The organism is Variovorax paradoxus (assembly GCA_016806145.1).
Lineage (GTDB): Bacteria > Pseudomonadota > Gammaproteobacteria > Burkholderiales > Burkholderiaceae_C > Variovorax.
Genome location: CP063167.1, coordinates 872,044 through 891,166 on the forward strand (window position 1 = coordinate 872,044; position 19,123 = coordinate 891,166).

The window sequence follows — 19,123 nt, forward strand, 5'->3', positions numbered from 1 at the left end:
ATTGATTCAGAAGTCAAGGCGATCCTCGGCCCTCCTTGAGGGCGCAAAGCGCTCCTTGTGCGTTCGCATAAGCGTCGCACAGGGTAGCACTACCGCCAGATAGGCTCTCTCCTTTTCAACCTGCGGACTCAGCAACGATGCAACATCGTAGAGGGAGCAGAAGTCGACCCCATCGCAGGAGAAGTGGTGGCAGATCATCTCGCGCAAGGCGAACTCACGCAGCGATCGAGGCTGGCGGTGCGAATCGATCACCGTGCCTTCGGCAAGTGCCGGCAGTTGCAAGCCGTGTGATTGGTAGTAGTAGTCGATGATGTGCGTCACCGCCCTGAGCTTGGCCACGACGACAGCCTTCGCCTGTTCAAACTGTGGGGTACCTAGCTCTAGGTACTCGTTCCAAGGGGAATAGCACGGCATGTGGGTGATTGGTGTGGTGAAGAACTTCTGAAGGCATTCGCCGAATTCCTTCGATGTCCTCTTGTGGCCGAAAGTGGCTTGTGGCTGTATTTTGCCGCTCTAGCGGCGAAGCAGGCGAGAGAGGCCACGGCCGCGTCGGCGGGGATCCTTGCGTTTAGTTCGACGATCGATCGCAAGCTGCGCATTCTGCGTGGCCGCGTTCTCGAATGTTCCATGGCGTTCCGCACAGGCAGCCGGACATGACCCTTTAAGGAGCGCAGCTGTTTCGATAAGTCGTCTTATCGCAACAGCAGCTTGGACGCGCTCGATCTTTCAATCTGGAGACGAGCCGCGAAGTCGGCGGCTGAAAATGGTTTCCACTGGAAATCCTTCAGCAAATCAACAACTTAGAACAGCTTTTCGCCCATCAGCTTGAGCTCACGTGAAGTCGGGAACACATTCCTGAACTTTCCGGGACAGTTCTGCGCATAGACGGCGGGGGCTGCTCGACACCGCCATGATCGATGCCGGCACGCGACTCAGATCGTACTGAAGGCCGATGCCGTGCGCATCCGCACTCAGGCCGCCGCGGATGGCGTGGGCCACAGCGTACTGCCGTGTTCGGCGCCGTCGAAAATGATTGACGCCGGGACGATCGACGTGCGCAAGGTGCAGGACCTGACGGTCACCTGGTCACTGCTGCACGTTTGCAACGTCGCATCGCCCCCCAGCGTCGTCGCGCCCGTCGACATCACTGCCTGCGCCGCAAGATGCGCACCGGATGACGGCCGCTGGCCCTGCGTCACCGTCCTGCATGACGGGGGCCGGGCCGCATCGAAATGAGGTCACCGTTCTGGCGGATGTCACTGTCCAGATCCGCTAGCCAGTGAATCCGCTTCACATAGGCCAGGAAGCGGGCAAACGCAGCTTCATCTGACGCGGGAATCGGCACCGGCTGGCCCTTCGTGTTGATCATGCACGGCGTCAGTTCGACGACCGGGTCGTGACCCGCCCGAAGCCCGACATGGGCCACCACCGTCATCCGCGACTCCTCATGGAAGGGCACGGTCGAGTAACCTTCGCGCGAGAAAATGCCGTACTCGCCGTAAATCTCGATGGTCTCGCGCACCGCGGCGGGCGACGCGATCTTCTCGATGTCCACGAGGTCGAATGCGAAGTTGCCGAGCCCGTGCAGGATGGGCTTGCCCTTGTGGAAGTCCACGCCCTTGAGAATGTGCTGGTGGTGCCCCAACACGACGTCCGCCCCATGGTCGATGGCGAGCCGCGCCAGGATGCCTTCGTACTCCGCCAAGCTGGCGGGAAAGCAGTGCACGCCCCAGTGAAAACTTGCCACGACGAAGTCCGCGTCCTTCTTCGCGGCCTCGAAGCTGCGGGCCACACGCGCCGCGGCCGCTCCGGTCGGCCGTGACCGCACATGCGGCGGGCTGCCGGGTTGCCGGTGCAGGTCGTGGTACTCCGTCTCGATCTCCAGCATGGCAACGCCGTCGCCATCGGCCGTGGCCGCAGCGTTCCACGAACCGATCATTGATGCGGCGACGAAGGCCACCCGCTTGCCGTCGGATGTCACATGGACCGGGGCAAAAGCTTTGTCCAGGTTGCGTCCATAACCCACGGGCTGGATGCCCTCGCGGCGCAGCCTTTCGACGCTGGACTGCATGCCCGCGCGGCCCCAGTCGTTGATGTGGTTGTTGGCTACCGACATGACGTCGAACCCGGTCTGCGCCAGCGCGTTGATGTTGTCGGGCGGTGCGATGATCGCGGCCATCATGTGGGCGTCAGGTGTCTGGTTGACCGCGTAGGTGCCTTCCGAATTGCCGAAGGTGATGTCTCCTGCCTTCAGGAGCTCGCCGACGTGGGCGAACGACTCCGCCGGGTTGTCGCGGTTCAGGAAGACATCGCCGACGGCAACGAGGCGAACCAGCCCCGAGGCCTGCTGCGGGCCGCCCGTCATGCGTCCGCCCGTTGCGCCCAAGGGCGGGCCATACGGTCGCCCTGCTCGAAGCGGCGGATGTCATCTTCGGCCTGTAGTGTGAGCGCCACCTCGTCCGTCCCGTCGATCAGACGCTGCCTGTGCGCCGGGTCGATCTCGAAGGGAAACCACAGGCCCGTGCTGAGGGCAATGCGCTGCGCCTGCAGGTCGATGGCGGCGTCAACCGGCTCCTGAGAGCCTGCGATGGCCTCGTGGACACTGTCCAGGTCGGCTTGGGAAAGCATGATGGGCAGGATGCCGTTCTTCAAACAGTTGCTGTAGAAGATGTCGCCATATGAACTTGCGACCATCACGCGCACACCGAGGCCGGCCAGCGCATAGACCGCACCTTCGCGCGAGCTGCCGCAGCCGAAGTTGCGGCCGGCCACGATCACGCTGGCGCCGCGCCCTTTGGTGGTGTTCAGCTGGAAATCCGCGCGCTCATTGCCTTGTTCGTCGTAGCGCAGCGCATTGAAGGCGCAGCGCCCGAGCTCGCTGCGCGGCACGCTGAGCAACTGCTGCATCGGGATGATCACGTCGGTGTCGATGTTGTCCAGCGGCAGGCTGGCCGCGCGGCCGGAATGGCGAAGGAATGGGACGGTCATGGCTGTGCATCCATCAGGGGTCGGGGATCGGCGATCGTCCCGGCCAGCGCCGAGGCGACGGCCGTCGCCGGGCTGGCCAAGTGGGTCCGCGCGCCGGGGCCCTGCCGGCCCACGAAGTTGCGGTTGGAGGTGGACACGCAGCGCTCGCCCGCAGGCACGGTGTCGCCGTTGGTGCCCACGCACATGGAGCAGCCGGGCTTGCGCCATTGGAACCCGGCCTCGCGGAAGATCACGTCGAGCCCCTCCGCCTCGGCCTGCCGCTGCACGGCCTGCGATCCCGGCACCACCCAGGCCCTCACACCGCTGGCCACCTTGCCCTTGCGGGCAATGCCGGCGGCGATGCGTAGGTCCTCGATGCGGCTGTTCGTGCATGAGCCGATGAAGACGTGCTGGATCGGCGTGGCCTCCAGCTTCTGCCCCGGCTTGACGTCCATGTAAGCGCGCGACGCCTCCAGTTCGCTGCCGCCGGGGACGGCTGCGTCGATCGCCATCCCATGCTGGACGCTGGTTCCCCACGTGATCTGCGGCAGCAGGCCGGACACGTCGAACTCGACTTCCTTGTTGTAGACCGCGCCCTCGTCGGGCCGCAGCGCGCGCCATGCCTCGACGGCGGCGTCCCACATGTCGCCCACCGGCGCCGACCTCGCCCCCGCGAGGTAGCTGAAGGTGGTCTCGTCGGGCACGACGTAGCCGATGCGGGCGCCAAGTTCAACCGCCATGTTGCAAAGCGTCGCGCGCTCCTCGATGGACATGCGGTCCACAGCCTCGCCCTCGAAGGCCAGCGCATGCTCGCGGCCGAAGTCTGCCTGCAGGCTGGCGATCAGAGCCAGCGCGATGTCCTTTGCAAATACGCCCGCGCCGGTGCGCCCGATAAGGCGGACCCTGGCCTGGTGCGGCTTTTTCACCCAGATCGCCTGCGTGGCCAGCACGTGCGCCACCTCGGTGGAGCCGATGCCCAACGCCAGCGCGCCGACCGCGCCGTGGGTCGTCGTGTGGCTGTCACCGCAGACCACCAGCAGCCCGGGCAAGGTCAGGCCGTCTTCCAGCGCGGTGACATGGACGATGCCCTGCCGTCCCGACTCGCGGCCGAGATGCTGGATCGAGGCCTGCGCGGACAACTGCTTCAGCGGTTCCACGAACCGGCGGTTGGCCGGCAGCGTTGCCGCCTCGCCGTTGGGCTCGGTTTCGATCATGTGATCGGGAATGGCCACGCTCAGGTCGGGTCGCCGGATGGGGCGGCGCGCCGCCTGCAAGTCCTCCAGGCCGAGCGTGCCGCTCAGGTCTGTCAGGTAGTGGCGGTCCACGAAGAGCAGGTCCAGGCCATCGGCCGAGGACTTGATTCTGTGCGCGTTCCAAATCTTGTCCAGTGTGGTGGATGGCATGTGGCTATCCATTGGTTGTGGTGGCCGCCGTCACATCCGGCAACCGGTAGTCCCTGAGCTGCTCGCGCAGCCCCGTCTTGAGCATCTTCCCGGTCGCGCCGAGCGGGATCGACTCGACGAACACCACGTCGTCGGGCACCTGCCACTTCGCCACCGTCTTGCCGCGGTAGAAGTCCAGCAGTTCCTCCTTTGCGAGCTGCGCGCCGGGGCGCACCACGACCGCGATGATCGGCCGCTCGTCCCACTTGGGGTGGGATACGCCGATGCAGGCGGCCATGGCCACGGCAGGGTGCGCCACGGCGATGTTCTCTATGTCGATGGAGCTGATCCATTCGCCGCCGGACTTGATCACGTCCTTGCTGCGATCGGTGATCTGCAGGTAGCCGTCGGCGTCGATGGCGGCCACGTCACCCGTGGGAAACCAGCCGGCGCCGTCCGCGTCCCTGACCAGCGGGTTACCACCCTCACCCTTGAAGTATTCGCGCACGATCCAGGGGCCGCGCACCAGCAGGTCGCCGCAGGCCTTGCCGTCCCAGGGCAAGTCCTCGCCCTGTTCGCCGACGATCTTCATCTGCACGCCGAACAGCGCACGCCCCTGCTTTTGCAGGACCGCCAGTTGTTGCTCGGCCGGCCACGCGAGGTGCTTCTTCTTCAGCGTGCACACCGTGCCCAGCGGGCTCATCTCGGTCATCCCCCAGCCGTGCAACACCTCGACGCCGTAGCGCTCCCTGAAGGCGCGCAGCATGCTCGGCGGGCAGGCCGCGCCGCCGATCACGGTGCGGTTCAGCGCGGTGAAGCGCAGTCCGCCGGCCTCCATGTGGGCCAGCAGCATCTGCCACACGGTCGGCACGCCGGCGGCAAAGGTAACGCCTTCGCCCTCGATCAGGTCATGGACGGACTTGCCGTCCAGCGCCGGGCCCGGAAACACGAGCTTGCAGCCGGTCAGTGCGCCCGCATAGGGAATGCCCCAGGCGTTGACATGGAACATCGGAACGACCGGCAGGACCGAGTCGCACGACGAGATGCCCATGGCGTCAGGCAGCGCCGCGGCGTACGCGTGCAGCACGGTGGAGCGGTGGCTGTACAGCGCCGCCTTCGGGTTGCCGGTGGTGCCGCTGGTGTAACACATGCTCGACGCCGTGTTCTCGTCGAACACGGGCCAGTCATAGCGGTCGCTGCATGCGTCGATCCAGGCTTCATAGCTGAGGAGGCCGGGTATGCCGCTGTCCTGGGGCAGCCTGTCCGCATCGCACAGAGCGATCCACTGCCGCACCGAGGGGCAACGCGCATGCACCGCCTGTACCAGCGGCAGGAAGCTCAGATCGAAGCACAGCACGTCGTCTTCGGCATGGTTGATGATCCAGGCCACCTGGTCGGGATGCAGCCTTGGGTTGAGCGTGTGCAGCACCCGGCCCGCGCCGCTGACGCCGTAATACAGCTCCAGGTGGCGGTAGCCGTTCCAGGCGATGGTGCCGACGCGGCCGGAGGGCGCGACACCGGCCGCGTCCAGCGCGTTGGCGACCTGCCGCGAGCGGCGGGCGATTTCGGCCCAGCTGGTCCTGTGGATGTCGCCCTCCACCCGTCGCGAGACGATCTCGCCGTCTCCGTGATGCCGCTCGGCAAACACGATCAGGCTTGATATCAGCAGGGGCTGTTCCTGCATCAGCCCAAGAAGCGCCGGCCCGCTCATTCCACGCCTTTCAGGCCAAACTCGTTCAGGTGCCCCGAGGGCAGCTGCTCGAAGCCAGGATCAGGTGGCAGCTCGAGGCCGAACCAGCGCCTGAGCACGCCGGAGATCAGCTCGTAGCAGGCGCCGATGCGCACGACCTGCAGGGTGTCGAAGTTGATCAGCGTCCCGGCGCGCCGGTAGGTGTGGTAGCGGCGCAGGCCGTAGTCGATCGTGATGTCGGCAATGGCCTTGATCTCCGGCGGAATTTCGTCGACCGAAAAGCGCGGCCCGGTGCCGGTCAGGTTGGCGGACGAGCCGAACAACGGCACCACCTCCTCGCGGCTCAGGCGCGACAGTTCCTTGTGGAACGGGCCCGCATTCAGCAGGATGCCGATGGTGCCGACGGCCGAGCTGGCGCGCATGCCTTCGTCGCCGAGCTTCTGCAGCAGCGGATGGCCGGCGCGGAAGCTGCCGATCACGCCCACGGGCAGGTCGTGGTCGGCCACCAGCGCCTCGACCATCTGCTGCGCGCGCGGGCTCAGCCGCTGCAGCTCACGCTGGGTCTCGAGGTCCGCGCCCATGGCATTGCGCTTGTGGCTGCCGCGCTGCTTGGTGTCGTAGATCCTCTGCAGCGGGTCCATCGACGAGCCGCAGCAGGCATAGCCGGTGTCGTTCGGCACAATGGCGATGCCGCCGGCCTTGATGATGTCCATGGTGCGCCGGGCGTCGCCAGCGATATCGATGCTGTTCATGTCGCCTGCCCTTTCAGCTGTAGCTGACTTCCTTGAATGCGAACTCCTGCAGGTGGCCCGAGGCATTGACCTCGCGCCCCGGGTCCTTTGCCAGGGTGACGTTGAAATGCCGCTGCAGCACGTCGCAGATCAGCTCGTAGCAGGAGCCGATGCGCAGGCACTCGACCTCGCCGGTCGCAAAGCTGAGCGTGGTGGCCGAGCGCTGGTAGTGGTGGTACTTGCGCAGGCCGTAGTCGATGATGACGTCGGCAATCGCGCGCAGCTCGGGCTGGATGTCTTCCACCCGGAACTTCGGGCCGGTGCCGGTCAGATTGGCCGACGAGCCGAACACGGGCAGCTCGGCTTCGCGGCAGAGCCGGCAGACTTCCTCAAACAGCGGCCCGGCATTGAGCAGCAGGCCCACCGTGCCGTGGCCGGTGCTGGCCTCGATGAGGCGCGGATCGACCTTGGCCATGAGCGGATGGTCCTTGCGGTAAGGCGCGGCCACGCCGACGGTCAGGTTGTAGTCCTGCGTCAGCATCTCGACCATGTCCTGCGAGCGCTGGTCGAGCACGTGCAGTTCGCGCTGCGTTGCCATGGAAGCCAGCATCGCGTTGCGCTTATGCCCGCCGCGCTTCTTAGCAAGGAAGATGCGGTGCACGGCGTCATACGTTCCGCCCATCAGCGCATAGCCCGCGTCGTTGGGGATGATGGCGATGCCGCCACTCCTGAGGGTGTCGAAGATGCGACGGGCATCGCCCTTGATGTCAAGTCTGGTCATGGTGATTCCTTGGGTTATTCGAGGGGGTGGCGTTTGACGAGCGCGCCGAGGCGGTCGCCCTCGGCCTTGACTTGGGCGGCGAATTCGTCGGGCGTGCTGACCAGCGGCTCGGCGCCCGCGGCAACGATGGCGGTGCGCACGTCCGGCGCCTTTACCGCCTCGCGAAGGGCCGCCACCAGGCCCTGCGCCGCGTCGGGCGGCAGGCCCCGCGGCGCGAACAGGCCGAACCAGTTGACGGACCGGTACTGGGCAAAGCCCGCCTCAGCCGTGGTGGCGACGTCGGGCAAAGCACCCGCGCGCCTGTCCCCTGTCGTGGCGATGAAGCGCAAGGCACCCGTCTTGTGGTGGGGCAGCGCCGCGGCAATGCCGGTGAACGCCATGTCGACGTTGTTGGCGATCATGTCGGTCACGATGGCGGCCGTGCCCCGGTAGTTGACGATGACCGTGCTGTCCAGCTTCTCTTCCGAGACGAACTGGCGCGACATGATGCGCGACTGGTTGTCGGTCGTGGCGACCGAGCAGCGCTGGCCGGGTCGGCGGCAGTACTCGACGAATTCAGCGAGCGATTTCGCCGGCAGCTTGCCGCTGATCACCACCGCATTGGAAGCCTGCGCCACCGCCGTGATGGGCTGCAGCTGGCTGACAGGGTCGACGCCCTTCAGGCCCGGCGTGTACCGGGTCAGCACGATGGCCGGCACCTGCATTAGCAGCGTTGTGCCATCGGGCTTCGCGTCGATGACCTTGCGGGTGCCGATGAGGCCGTCCGCGCCCGGCAAGTTCTCGATGACCACCGGCTGGCCCCAGATCACCGAAAGCTGTTTGGAGACGGCACGCGCCACGCTGTCGGTGCCGCCGCCCGGCGTGTAGGGCACGACCACGGTGACGGGGCGAGTTGGCTTCCAGGGCGTGGGCGTCGCCGCCACTGCGGCCAGGGACATGCACAGGAGCGCCAGTGCTGCCGAAGTCCGGAGGGTTCTGCGTGTCATCTCAGCGCCCCATCGTTTCGCCGGCGTTGAAGCGGGTGCGCAGCGCGTCCCACTCGTCGGCACCGAACCGCCGGAACGTCTCGGCGACGCCGCGGGTGATGGTGGGCGGCATCTGGGTCGCCTTGAGCTGGGCGAGCGCGGCGTCGGCCGCTTCCATGGCCGCGACGAGCACCAGCCCCGGCAGGATGGCCAGCTTGTAGCCCATGGCCCCGGCCTCGCGCAGGTCGATGTTGGGCGTGCGGCCGCCCGGCACCACATTCAGCAGACAGGGCCCCTGCACCCGCCTGGGCACCTCGGCCATTTCCTCCAGCGACTGCGTGGCTTCGACGAAGGCGATGTCGGCGCCGGCCTGCAGCGCGGCATTGGCCCGCCAGATCGCCTCGTCCAGGTCCATCATGGCGCGTGCGTCGGTGCGGGCAATGATCACGAAGTCAGGCGTGCGCCGCGCCTCGACCGCGGCGCGAATCTTGGAGACGAATTCCTCGCGCGAAATGACCTGCTTGCCGTCCAGGTGGCCGCAGCGCTTAGGGCTGACCTGGTCCTCGATGTGGATCGCCGCCACGCCGCGCGACTCGTACTCGCGCACCGTGCGGGTCACGTTCAGCTCGTTGCCGTAGCCGGTGTCGGCATCGGCGATCAGCGGGAGGTTGATCGAGCGCGCCATCACGGCCGCGTTCTCCACCATTTCGCTCATCGTGAGCAAGCCGAAATCGGGGTAGCCGCGGGCCGCAGACGTGCCGGCGCCGGTCATGTAGACGGCGCCGAAGCCGGCCTGTTCGATCTGCCGCGCGCCGATGCCGTCGTAGGCGCCGGGGGCGATGACGAGGCCGGGCGCGGCAAGCTGCTGGCGCAATGTTGGGTTGGTCTTCAAAGGTTTTCTCCGTTTGGCGGTACGCCGGTCATTCGCTCAGGTGCAGGCCATTGGCCACGATCAGCGCCTTCCACTTCTGCAGCTCGTTTTTGAAGACCAACTTGGTCGCGGCGGGCGGCTGGTACGCCACGTTGAATCCGCCGGTCTCCAGCAGCGTGATGGTTGCGGCGTCCTGCGTGACCTGCTGCAGGGCGGCGGTCAGCTGCGCCTCGATGGCAGCCGGCAGGCCGGGCGGCGCGACAATGGCCGAGCGGTAGATCGAGTTGATCTGCGGGTAGCCCGCTTCCGCCATGGTGGGCACGTTGGGCATCAGCGCGATCCGCTTGGGCGACGTGATCGCCAGCGCGCGGACACTGCCGGCCTTGACGTGGCTCAGCACGCCCGTGGTCGCGGGGAAAGCGAAGGCCACGCGGCCCGACATGAGGTCGGGCAGCAGCGCGCCGGTGCCCTTGTACGGAACGTCGGTCAGGTCCGCGGCGATGAGGCTCTTGAACTGCTCGCCGAGCAGGTGGGGCAGGCTGCCCACGCCGCTGGTGGCATAGCTCACCGTGCCCGGATGGGCCTTGATGTGGCTGACCAGTTCGGCGACGGTGTTGACTGGAAGGCTGGGCGGCGTGCACAGCACCAGCGGCAGGCCGCCCGGGCTTCCGATGAAAGTGAATGCCTGCGGGTCGTAGTTGATCTTGCGGGTGGCCGGCCCGATGGACAACGCACCGTCGTCGGTCAGGTGGAGGGTGTAACCGTCGGCGGGCGACTTCGCCACCAAGTCGGCCGCGAGCATGCCGCTGGCGCCGGGCCTGTAGTCCATGATCACCGGCTGCTTGAGCAGTTTCTGCATGCCCTCGGCCAGCAGCCGCGCCGTGGTGTCGCCGGCGCCGCCGGGGCCGTAGCCGATCACCAGCTTGATGGGCCTGCTGGGCCAGGCGGCCGGTTGTGCGAAGGCCGGCAGGGCCAGCGCTGACAGCGCCGCCTGGGCCAGGAAGTCACGGCGGCCCGCCGATGCGGGGCGTTGGGTCAGGTTCTTCGACATGTCATGCTCCTTGTGCGGTCGGTTACTTCATCAGGCCGTTGGCGCTCATCCACGCCTGGATGCGGGCGGCGACCTGGTCGGAGTTGCGGTCCATCATCACCATGTGCGAGTTGCCCTTGATGCCGCTGGCCGGCAGGTCCAGCAGGTCGGCCACGCCGCCCTGGGCCAGCAATGCGGCGCGATAGCGATCGGGCGCGGTGCGTAGCCTGGCCCAGCCCTCGTTGCCGGCCAGGTTGTCTCCCCACACGAACAGGTGCGGTACACCCTTGACGGTGGTGAGGTTCACGCCGGCCGGGTCGGGCGCGCCACCCGGCTCCACCGCGACGATGCCCTTGACCATGCCCGGCGCGTTCAGCGAAGCCTGCATGGCAAAGGCCGAGCCCTGGCTGTGCACGACGATCACGCATGGGCAGACCTTGGCCACCAGCGCGTCGTAGGCGGCCTGGGTCGCGACGTTGTTGGTGGCCCAGCGCGGCACGGCCTGCTTGGCAAACTGGTCGAAGGCCTCCACCGGGAACTGCCCACCTGGGTACGCCACCCGCTGCGCCGGATCCTTGCTGTAGCCGGCGCCGATGCGGAAGCCTTCCCAGGCCTCCTGCTTGGGCCGGAAAAACGGTTCGCTGGTGTAGATCTCGGGGTAGCGTGACCAGGATGCGCGCCCGCGCTCGACCGCGTCGGACACATAGACGTCGTGCCCCGCCTGGAGGAAGTACTGCTGCCAGCCGGATGCGCCGTCCGGCTTGGTCTCCCAGGTCACGCCCGTGAGGCCACCGCCATGCCACATCAGCAGCGGATAGCGGGCGCGCGGCGCGGCCAGCCTCACGTACTGCACGTAGAGCTGGCCGGTTTCGAACTCGCCGTTGGGGTTGACCTTCATCACCGGCGCGCTGGGCGTCAGGCGGAGCTCGCGTTCGGCGAGGCCCGACAGCGCGACCTGCGTCCCGCCGGCATGGAAGCTGCCGACTTCGCTGACCTGAAAGCCGCCCGTCGTGGCGCAGCCGCCAACGAGGGCCGCCGCTGCCAGCAGCATGACGCTTGCGAACGACCTTTCCATCTACTGCTCCTTGTCTCCGACGACGGGCTGTGAAACTCGCCCGCCCGAATCTGTTGTTGTCATATTGTTATTACAACATAAACTTGAGTCAAGGGGCGAAGCACATGCCTTATGCTGTTTCTTTCAACAGCACCGGCCATGACCCCTTCCCCACTCGAGCACAACGCCACGCCCGCCCCGTTCTCCAAGGGGACTTCGCTGCACAGGCAACTCTTCCTCGTACTGAGGGAGGAAATTTCGCGGGGCGTTTTCGGTGACACCGGCGCACTGCCCAAGGAGGAGGCGCTGTGCGAACGCTTCGGCGTGTCGCGCATCACGGTGCGGCGTGCGCTCGCCGACCTGGCCGCGCTCGGGCTGGTGGAGCGCCGCCATGGGCGCGGCACCTTCGTGCGTCAGGACCGCGTTCCGATGGCACGCCCCAACCCCAGCCTGGGGCTGATCGACAGCCTGCGCCAGACGGCCAGCGGCACCGACGTCCAGGTTCTGCTGGTGGAACGCGCCGAGGCGCCGGCCGATGTCGCCGCCATGCTGCAGCTGGCCGCGGGCGAGAAGGCCGTGCATGCCCTGCGCTTGCGTAGCGTGAGCGGCATGCCCGTCATGCTGAGCGACGCCTGGGTGCCCGCGCAATTGGGCAAACAGGTCACGATGGCGTCACTGCGCAAACATGCGCTCTACGAGATCCTGCTGGCGCAAGGTGTGAAGTTCGGCCGGGTGATCCAGGAAATCTCGGCCGACATCAGCGACCCCGCGCGAAGCCGGCTGCTGCAGACCGAAGTGGGCGTGCCACTGCTAAAGGTAGTGCGCGTGATCCACGACCCTAAGGGCCGGCCGATTCAGTTCATCACCGTCAGCATGACGCCTGAGCGCAGCCGGATCCTGATGGACTTTGCTGGCGATGCCGTCAACACGCTGAGCGCCGGGTACTTCATGCACGACATCCGGCCTTCACGCCAGCCGTAGGCCGCAGGCCGCAGGCCGCAGGCTCAGCCTGGCAGCGCGTGCGCGATGGTGTTGATTTCCATGGAATCCTGACTCGCGGCGGGTGCGGATAAAAACTTGGACTGGTTTATGCCGCAAGTCCAAGGCTCATCCGGTATTCGATAGGGCGAAGAGAGCCAAGAGCGATCTTGATCCGCTTCTCGTCATGCGCCGCTTGCCGGCTTCATGGAACCTAAGCCATGGACACCAGCACCTGCGGCTCATCGTCGTCGACAAAGACCGAGGTGACGACCTGGCCTGGGTAGCGCTGCCGGCTTTACGCCACCAAGCCGTCGAGATCGGCCGCCGGGGCGTCGGCCGGGAGTACGGCATAGGGCGGATCGTGGTCGAGCCAAATCTCCTCCGAGAACACCAGCGGCAGGCCCGTGGGGCACGAGGGCCGCGTGTCGGATGCCACAGCACTGCTGCGTAAGCACATACTGGGGACTGTAGAGGCTCTCGCTACAAAGGTCCGCCATGGATAGCCATCTTCGTAGCAGTTGTTGAAGATGGCGTCCATACTCCAGATCTCGTAGGCGAGGCGCGTCGCTTTCGCTGCCCTCGGGCAGGCCCCTCACTGGCGACTGCAACCGGTACGCGCGCTTCAGCCTTGTAGGCGATGCAGTACTCGAGCGCAGCCTCGAACATCAGCAGCCGGCGAAAACCTTTGATTCATTAAATCCTGTCCCAGGGCCGGCGAGTTCCTTGAGAGTGGTCGCGAGTGTTGGCAGACATTCAACACGGCCGATCGTTGGCCGACGGAGGACGGACAGTGTTCGCGCCGTACAGCAAGCTCTCGCAACGAGCCCTGTGCGCATTTCGCGCCGAAAGGAGAAGAGAAGCCGTAGACCCATTTTGCAAACGCAGGGGGCATGCTGTTCTCCATCCTCTCCCCGAACGTGGGAGCGCCCAAATAGCCACCGCAGGCGCTATCGAAGGTGCCGCACCGGCTCCATGCCCCATACCGGCGTATCGATCCCCTCCATTCGTGCCTTCAACTGCAGCGCCAGGTAGAGCGAGTAGTGACGTGACTGGCTGAGATTTCCGCCGTGGAACCACAGCGCCGCCTGGCGAGTCGGCTTCCACATGTTGCGCAGTTCACCTTCCCAAGGGCCAGGGTCGCGGGCAGTGTTGGAGCCCACGCCCCAGCACTTGCCCACCCGATCGGCGACCTCGGGCGACACGATGTCCGCCACCCACGCATTCATCGAGCCATACCCCGTGGCATACACCAGCAAGTCGGCCTCTAACGTCTCACCGTTGGTCAGCACCACGCGGTTGGCTTCGATGCATGCGATGCCCACCCCGCTGCGCAAGCCGATCTTGCCTTCTGCCACGAGCTCGGAGGCGCCCACATCGATGTAGTATCCAGATCCACGGCGCAGGTACTTTGTATGCAGGCCTGAGCCATCCTCTCCGAAGTCGAGCATGAAACCGGCCTTGCGCAAACGCGCGTAGAACTCGGCATCCGCCTCGGCGATCTCCTCGTAGATAGGTACATTCATCCGCGCCGAGAGCTTCAGCGGCGTGGAGGCCTGGATCAAATCGGCCTGGTCCGCGTCGATGCCACGCTCGAGGGCATCCTCCGAGTAGAGCTTGCCGATTACACGTTGCATCAGGGTGTCGGACTTGACGATCAGCGTCGACGAACGCTGGAGCATCGTGACCTGTGCACCGTGCTCCCACAGATCTGCGCAAATGTCATGCGCCGAATTGTTCGAGCCGAGTACCACGCAGCGTTTTCCGCGCCAACCCTCACCGCCCTCGTAGGCACTCGAATGGCATTGCGTACCCGCGAAGGTCTCATGCCCTTCGATGACCGGGGTGCTCGGATAGCCTGAAACACCCAGCGCGAAGACCAGTTGCTTGGGGCGCAACATGATGGTTTCGCCCTCGCGCCTCACCGTGACCACCCACTCTTGGGTCGCTTCGTCATAGCAGGCGCTGTCGCAACTCGTGGACGACCAATAGTTGATCTCCATGATGCGCGTATACGCCTCGAGCCAATCGCCGAGCTTGTCCTTGGGCGTGAACACCGGCCAGTCCTCAGGGAAGGGCAGGTAGGGAAGGTGGTCGTACCACACGGGGTCGTGCAGACACAGCGACTTGTAGCGCTGGCGCCAAGAATCCCCTGCTTTTGCGTTTCGCTCGATCACGAGGGTCGGCACGTCCAGACGACGCAACCGCGCCGCCAGCGCGATGCCGCCCTGCCCGCCGCCAATGATCACGCAGTAGGGCTGCTTGGTGAGGCCAAGGGTTGCAGCTTCGCGCTCGCGCTCCTCCAGCCAGGTCGTACGCCCCGGGCCATAGTGGTGGGCGGCCCCCAATGGGCGCAGGCGCCCCTTGCGCTCCTCGAAACCCTTGAGTTCACGCAAGGCGGTAAAGAACGTCCAGCATCGGCCGGCGCGCAGCCGCAGGTGCCCCTGGCCTCGCCCCACTGCCGTCTCGAAGCGGAACCATGCACTCACCACGTCCCCCTCGCACTGCACACTCGCACGATCGAGCGCCCAAGAGATGGCACCGTCCATGCGCGGCAGCGCGTGCGAGAGCATCTCCTGCACCGACGCTGCGCCCTCGACCGTCTTGATGTTCCAAGTGAACGCAAGAAAGTCGCGCCAGAAGCAGTCGGCCTCGAACAAGCCTGGAATTGCCTCGAGCCTGCGTTGGGACAGTGTGTCGGCCAGGGCGTCGAGCCACTCGGCGACTTGCGCGGCAGCCGTCGATGAGTCGTGAAAGTCAGGAGAGGTCTGGGCGGTCATGGGAAATAGCGATGGTTGTCTCTATGGCTCTGGTGAGGTGATGGCTCGTCAATCAGGCAGTTTCTGCAAATGGCACGCCGCCTGATGGCCTCCCCCCTTGTCCTGCAGCGCGGGCGCTTCGCTGCGACAGCGGTCGAACGCGTGACTGCAGCGGGTATGGAAATGACAACCCGCCGGCGGGTTAACCGGACTTGGCACGTCGCCCTTGAGCACGATGCGCCGATGGCCTTTGGGTTGACCCGGTGCAGCCGACAGCAATGCTTGTGTATAGGGATGGCGAGGCGAGGCGAACAGCTCACGCGCAGTACCCTGCTCCACGATACGGCCGAGGTACATCACGGCCACGCGGTGTGTCATGTGTTCGACGATGCCCAGATCGTGACTGATGAACAGCAAGGCCAGTCCGAGCTCCGCCTGCAAGTCCTGCAGCAGGTTGACGATCTGTGCCTTCACCGACACATCGAGCGCCGAGACCGCTTCGTCGCAGATCACGAGCTGTGGATTCGAGGCCAATGCGCGCGCGATGCAGATGCGTTGACGCTGGCCGCCCGAGAACTCGTGGGGATAGCGGCGCGCGGCATCGCGCGGCAGCCGAACAAGGTCCAGCAATCGCTCCACGCGGGCACCCTGCGCTTGCCCGGACAGGCCTGGCTCGAAGTTCTCGATCGGTTCGGCAAGCACCTGCGCCACGGTCATACGAGGGTTGAGGCTCGCGAACGGATCCTGGAACACCACCTGCAACTTCTGGCGCATCGGTCGCAGCTGCCTTGCAGACAGGTTGTCGATACGCTGTCCATCCAGGCGCACTTCCCCCCCCGTGAGATCGAACAGGCGCAGCACGGATCGACCCACAGTCGATTTTCCGCATCCCGACTCGCCCACCAGCGACAAGGTCTCACCCCGCTCCACATGGAACGAGACGCCGTCCACCGCATGCACTTTCCCCGTCGCCTGGCCAAGCCAGCTGCGCTTGAGCGGGAAATGTTTCTTCAGGTTCGTGACCTCGAGCAAATGGCTCATGCAACAAGCTCCATGGGAATCGTCTCGGCGGGCGCATGATGACAAGCCGCAAAATGCCCACTGGACTTTGCCTCGAGGGCCGGCATCGCGCGGTGGCACAGCTCGGTCGCCTGAGCACAGCGGCCAGCGAACAGGCAACCATCGATGCGCTGCTTCAGGCTGGGAACCATGCCTGGAATCTCGGTCAGCCTCGAGCGCTGGCCATGCTGCGAGGCTCCAGGCCGCGGGATCGCAGCGAGCAAGCCGCGCGTGTAGGGATGCCGTGGGCGCGCGAGCAACTCCTCCACTGGCGCCTCCTCAACCTTGCGTCCGGCGTACATCACCATCACGCGCTCCGCCACATCGGCCACCACACCAAGATCGTGTGTGATCAATACGATGGCCGCTCCGGTGCGGTCCTTGAGCTCGGCCATCAGGTCGAGGATCTGCGCCTGAATGGTGACGTCCAGCGCAGTCGTCGGCTCGTCGGCGATCAGCAGCTTCGGATTGCAGGCCAGCGCCATCGCGATCATCACGCGCTGCCGCATCCCGCCAGAGAGTTGGTGCGGATACTCGTGCAAACGCCGCTCCGGCGCCGGGATACCCACCAATTGCAGCATCTCGACGGCTCGCCGGGCGGCTGCGCGCTTGTCGAGTTTCTGATGCAAGCGTAGCGTCTCAGCGATCTGGAAGCCTACCGTCAGCACCGGATTCAAGCTGGTCATCGGCTCCTGAAAGATCATCGAGATCTCGTTGCCACGCACCGCACGCAGCGCGGCGTCGTCCAGCGCCAGCAGATCGCGCTGCTGAAAACGGATGCGCCCGGCGATCTTCGCCGGCGGCTCAGGCAGCAGGCGCAGCAGCGACATCGAGGTGACGGACTTTCCGCATCCCGATTCCCCCACTATCGCCAGCGTCTCGCCTTCGTTCACGTGAAACGACAGGCCGTCGACGGCCCGGTTGATACCGTCGGGCGTACGGAAGTGCACGCGCAGGTTTTCCACTTCGAGCAGCGCCATCTCTTAGATCCCCTTGGCCACGCGCGGATCCAGCGCATCGCGCAGACCATCGCCCAGCAGATTGATGGCCAGCACCGTGGCCGACAGAAACACGGCCGGGATGAAGACGATGTAGGGCTTCACCTGCCACAGCGCCCTGCCCTCGGCCATGATGTTGCCCCAAGAGGGCGTCGACGGCGGAATGCCCGCCCCGATGAACGACAGCATGGCCTCGATGATCATCGCGCTGGCGCAGATGTATGTGGCCTGCACCATCATCGGTGCGATGGTGTTGGGAAGGATGTGGCGCCGGATGATTCGCTGCGTGGGTGTGCCGGTAGTGATGGCCGCGTCCACGTAGGCCTGCTCACGCAGCGAGAGCACCACGCCGCGCACCAGTCGTGCCACGCGAGGGATTTCCGCGATCGTGATGGCGATGATCACGTTTCCAATGCTGCCGCGCGTGAGCGCCATCAGTGCAATGGCCAGCAGGATCGGAGGAATCGACATGAGCGCATCCATCGCGCGCATCACTGGACCGTCGGCCCAACGCACGAAGCCTGACAGCAAGCCGATGGCAAGCCCGATGGCAGTTGCGATGCAAGCCACCGAAAACCCCACGACGAGCGAGACGCGGGTGCCCAGCAGAACGCGCGAGTAGACGTCCCGACCGAGCATGTCGGTGCCGAACCAAAAGTCCGCGGACGGCGCACGGGTACGCCGCGCTGGCGCAATCGCACTTGGGTCGACCGTGCCGAGCCAGGGGGCGAAGATTCCGATCAGCACCAGGAGCAACAGCAAACCGCCGCCGATGGCGATCGTGGGATGGCGGCGCACGAAGCCAATCCAGCCGCGGCGCACCTTGACCGGCGGGAGCAGCTCAGGCTGCGAAGCGGCCTCGGACGGAGACACGGGCACCGCGCGCACTTCCACGGGGATGTGAAGGGAGTTCAATACCGGATCCTCGGATCGAGCAAGGTGTAGGAGACATCGATCAACAGGTTGATCAGCATGTAGACGAAGCTGAACATCAGAACCACGCCCTGGATGACGGGGTAGTCACGCCGCAGGATGGCGTCCACCGTGAGTCGACCGATGCCAGGAATCGCAAAGACGCTCTCGGTCACCACCGCACCACCGATCAACATGGCGATGCCTAAACCGATGACGGTGACGATTGGCACCGAGGCATTCTTCAGCGCATGCACGAAAAGCACGCCACGGCTTGCGAGCCCCTTGGCCCGAGCGGTACGCACATAGTCCTGCTGCAGCACCTCCAGCATGGTGGTGCGTGTGATCCGCGCGATCAGCGCGACGTAGCCAAAGCTCATTGTCAAGGCCGGCAGCAGCAGCCGCTGCAACCAGGGCCACGCGCCCTCCGATAGCGGGACATAGCCCTGCACCGGCAGCCACTGCATCTGCAGCGCGAACACCCAGGCCAGCATGTAGCCCACGGCGAAGACTGGCACCGAGAAGCCGAACACGGCGAAAGCCATGATCGCGCGATCGAACAGACTGCCCGCCTTCCAGGCGGCGATCACCCCAAGCGGGACCGCAATGAGGACAGCCGTGACGAGCGTCATCACCAGCAAAGAGGCTGTCGCCTCCATGCGCTGGCCGATCAGCGCAGTCACTGGCGTGCCGGTGAAGATCGACTTGCCTAGATCGAAGTGCAGCACGCGCCACGCCCAGTCGGCGAACTGCGCGAGAAAGGGGCGCGACAAGCCGAGACTCTCCCTGATGCGTGCAAGATCCTCAGGAGTGGCCTGGTCACCCGCGATCATCGCGGCCGGGTCGCCAGGCGCGAGGTACAGCAGGCTGAAGATGAAGAACGCAACCATGGCCATTACGGGCAGCGTGGCTCCCGCACGGCGAAGGATGTAGGCAAACATGGTAC

19 protein-coding genes are annotated in these 19,123 nt (G+C 65.6%); 2 read left to right on the forward strand and 17 right to left on the reverse strand.

Features of this window, described 5'->3' with window-relative positions; all coding sequences use genetic code 11:
- Window positions 1–6 precede the first annotated feature (6 nt).
- Window positions 7–414 carry a hypothetical protein gene (locus tag INQ48_35040; protein QRF62731.1) on the reverse strand — a complete coding sequence of 136 codons (408 nt, stop codon included), beginning with the start codon at window positions 412–414 and terminating at the stop codon, window positions 7–9.
- 543 nt (window positions 415–957) lie between these two features.
- On the opposite strand from INQ48_35040, the gene INQ48_35045 reads away from it, so the two are divergent.
- The gene (locus INQ48_35045; protein QRF62732.1) at window positions 958–1,236 is read left to right on the forward strand and encodes a hypothetical protein; all 279 of its coding nucleotides are present in this window, start codon (window positions 958–960) and stop codon (window positions 1,234–1,236) included.
- On the opposite strand, the gene INQ48_35050 is transcribed toward INQ48_35045, so the two are convergent.
- From INQ48_35050 to INQ48_35095, 10 genes are read right to left on the reverse strand one after another with little or no spacing between them, the layout of a single operon-like run.
- Window positions 1,196–2,365: a CapA family protein gene (locus INQ48_35050; protein QRF62733.1), complete on the reverse strand. Its 1,170-nt coding sequence runs from the start codon at window positions 2,363–2,365 to the stop codon at window positions 1,196–1,198. The two genes, INQ48_35045 and INQ48_35050, sit on opposite strands and share 41 nt — an antisense overlap.
- The gene (gene leuD, locus INQ48_35055) at window positions 2,362–2,988 is read right to left on the reverse strand and encodes a 3-isopropylmalate dehydratase small subunit (GenBank protein QRF62734.1); all 627 of its coding nucleotides are present in this window, start codon (window positions 2,986–2,988) and stop codon (window positions 2,362–2,364) included. Before leuD ends, INQ48_35050 begins: the two co-directional genes overlap by 4 nt.
- Complete coding sequence (locus INQ48_35060) at window positions 2,985–4,382, reverse strand: 3-isopropylmalate dehydratase large subunit (GenBank protein ID QRF62735.1); 1,398 nt, start codon at window positions 4,380–4,382, stop codon at window positions 2,985–2,987. The genes leuD and INQ48_35060 overlap by 4 nt, the downstream gene beginning before the upstream one ends.
- The gene (locus tag INQ48_35065) at window positions 4,375–6,060 is read right to left on the reverse strand and encodes a fatty-acid--CoA ligase (GenBank protein ID QRF62736.1); all 1,686 of its coding nucleotides are present in this window, start codon (window positions 6,058–6,060) and stop codon (window positions 4,375–4,377) included. Before INQ48_35065 ends, INQ48_35060 begins: the two co-directional genes overlap by 8 nt.
- Window positions 6,057–6,791: a Sua5/YciO/YrdC/YwlC family protein gene (locus tag INQ48_35070; GenBank protein ID QRF62737.1), complete on the reverse strand. Its 735-nt coding sequence runs from the start codon at window positions 6,789–6,791 to the stop codon at window positions 6,057–6,059. Before INQ48_35070 ends, INQ48_35065 begins: the two co-directional genes overlap by 4 nt.
- 13 nt (window positions 6,792–6,804) lie before the next feature.
- Window positions 6,805–7,551, reverse strand: coding sequence for a Sua5/YciO/YrdC/YwlC family protein (locus INQ48_35075; GenBank protein QRF62738.1), 747 nt, complete (start codon window positions 7,549–7,551; stop codon window positions 6,805–6,807).
- Window positions 7,552–7,565: 14 nt separating this feature from the next.
- Window positions 7,566–8,537, reverse strand: coding sequence for a tripartite tricarboxylate transporter substrate binding protein (locus tag INQ48_35080; GenBank protein ID QRF62739.1), 972 nt, complete (start codon window positions 8,535–8,537; stop codon window positions 7,566–7,568).
- A 1-nt stretch (window position 8,538) separates the two neighbouring features.
- Window positions 8,539–9,408, reverse strand: coding sequence for an isocitrate lyase/PEP mutase family protein (locus INQ48_35085; protein ID QRF62740.1), 870 nt, complete (start codon window positions 9,406–9,408; stop codon window positions 8,539–8,541).
- 28 nt (window positions 9,409–9,436) lie between these two features.
- Window positions 9,437–10,438, reverse strand: coding sequence for a tripartite tricarboxylate transporter substrate binding protein (locus tag INQ48_35090; GenBank protein ID QRF62741.1), 1,002 nt, complete (start codon window positions 10,436–10,438; stop codon window positions 9,437–9,439).
- Between the two features lie 22 nt (window positions 10,439–10,460).
- Window positions 10,461–11,492: an esterase gene (locus tag INQ48_35095; protein QRF62742.1), complete on the reverse strand. Its 1,032-nt coding sequence runs from the start codon at window positions 11,490–11,492 to the stop codon at window positions 10,461–10,463.
- Window positions 11,493–11,630: 138 nt separating this feature from the next.
- Between INQ48_35095 and INQ48_35100 the strand changes: the two genes are divergently transcribed.
- Window positions 11,631–12,452: a GntR family transcriptional regulator gene (locus INQ48_35100; protein ID QRF62743.1), complete on the forward strand. Its 822-nt coding sequence runs from the start codon at window positions 11,631–11,633 to the stop codon at window positions 12,450–12,452.
- A 295-nt stretch (window positions 12,453–12,747) separates the two neighbouring features.
- Here the strand turns inward: INQ48_35100 and INQ48_35105 are convergent, their stop codons facing one another.
- From INQ48_35105 to INQ48_35130, 6 genes are all read right to left on the reverse strand, one after another.
- The gene (locus INQ48_35105; protein QRF62744.1) at window positions 12,748–12,888 is read right to left on the reverse strand and encodes a hypothetical protein; all 141 of its coding nucleotides are present in this window, start codon (window positions 12,886–12,888) and stop codon (window positions 12,748–12,750) included.
- Between the two features lie 511 nt (window positions 12,889–13,399).
- Entirely contained in the window at window positions 13,400–15,229 is a 1,830-nt protein-coding gene (locus INQ48_35110; GenBank protein QRF62745.1) for an NAD(P)/FAD-dependent oxidoreductase, read from the reverse strand.
- A gap of 48 nt (window positions 15,230–15,277) precedes the next feature.
- Window positions 15,278–16,249, reverse strand: coding sequence for an ATP-binding cassette domain-containing protein (locus tag INQ48_35115; protein QRF62746.1), 972 nt, complete (start codon window positions 16,247–16,249; stop codon window positions 15,278–15,280).
- A complete protein-coding gene (locus INQ48_35120; protein ID QRF62747.1) occupies window positions 16,246–17,247 on the reverse strand; it encodes an ABC transporter ATP-binding protein in 1,002 nt (333 codons plus the stop codon). Before INQ48_35120 ends, INQ48_35115 begins: the two co-directional genes overlap by 4 nt.
- 3 nt (window positions 17,248–17,250) lie before the next feature.
- Window positions 17,251–18,165: an ABC transporter permease gene (locus INQ48_35125; GenBank protein ID QRF63084.1), complete on the reverse strand. Its 915-nt coding sequence runs from the start codon at window positions 18,163–18,165 to the stop codon at window positions 17,251–17,253.
- An 11-nt stretch (window positions 18,166–18,176) separates the two neighbouring features.
- Entirely contained in the window at window positions 18,177–19,118 is a 942-nt protein-coding gene (locus INQ48_35130) for an ABC transporter permease (GenBank protein ID QRF62748.1), read from the reverse strand.
- Window positions 19,119–19,123: the final 5 nt, after the last annotated feature.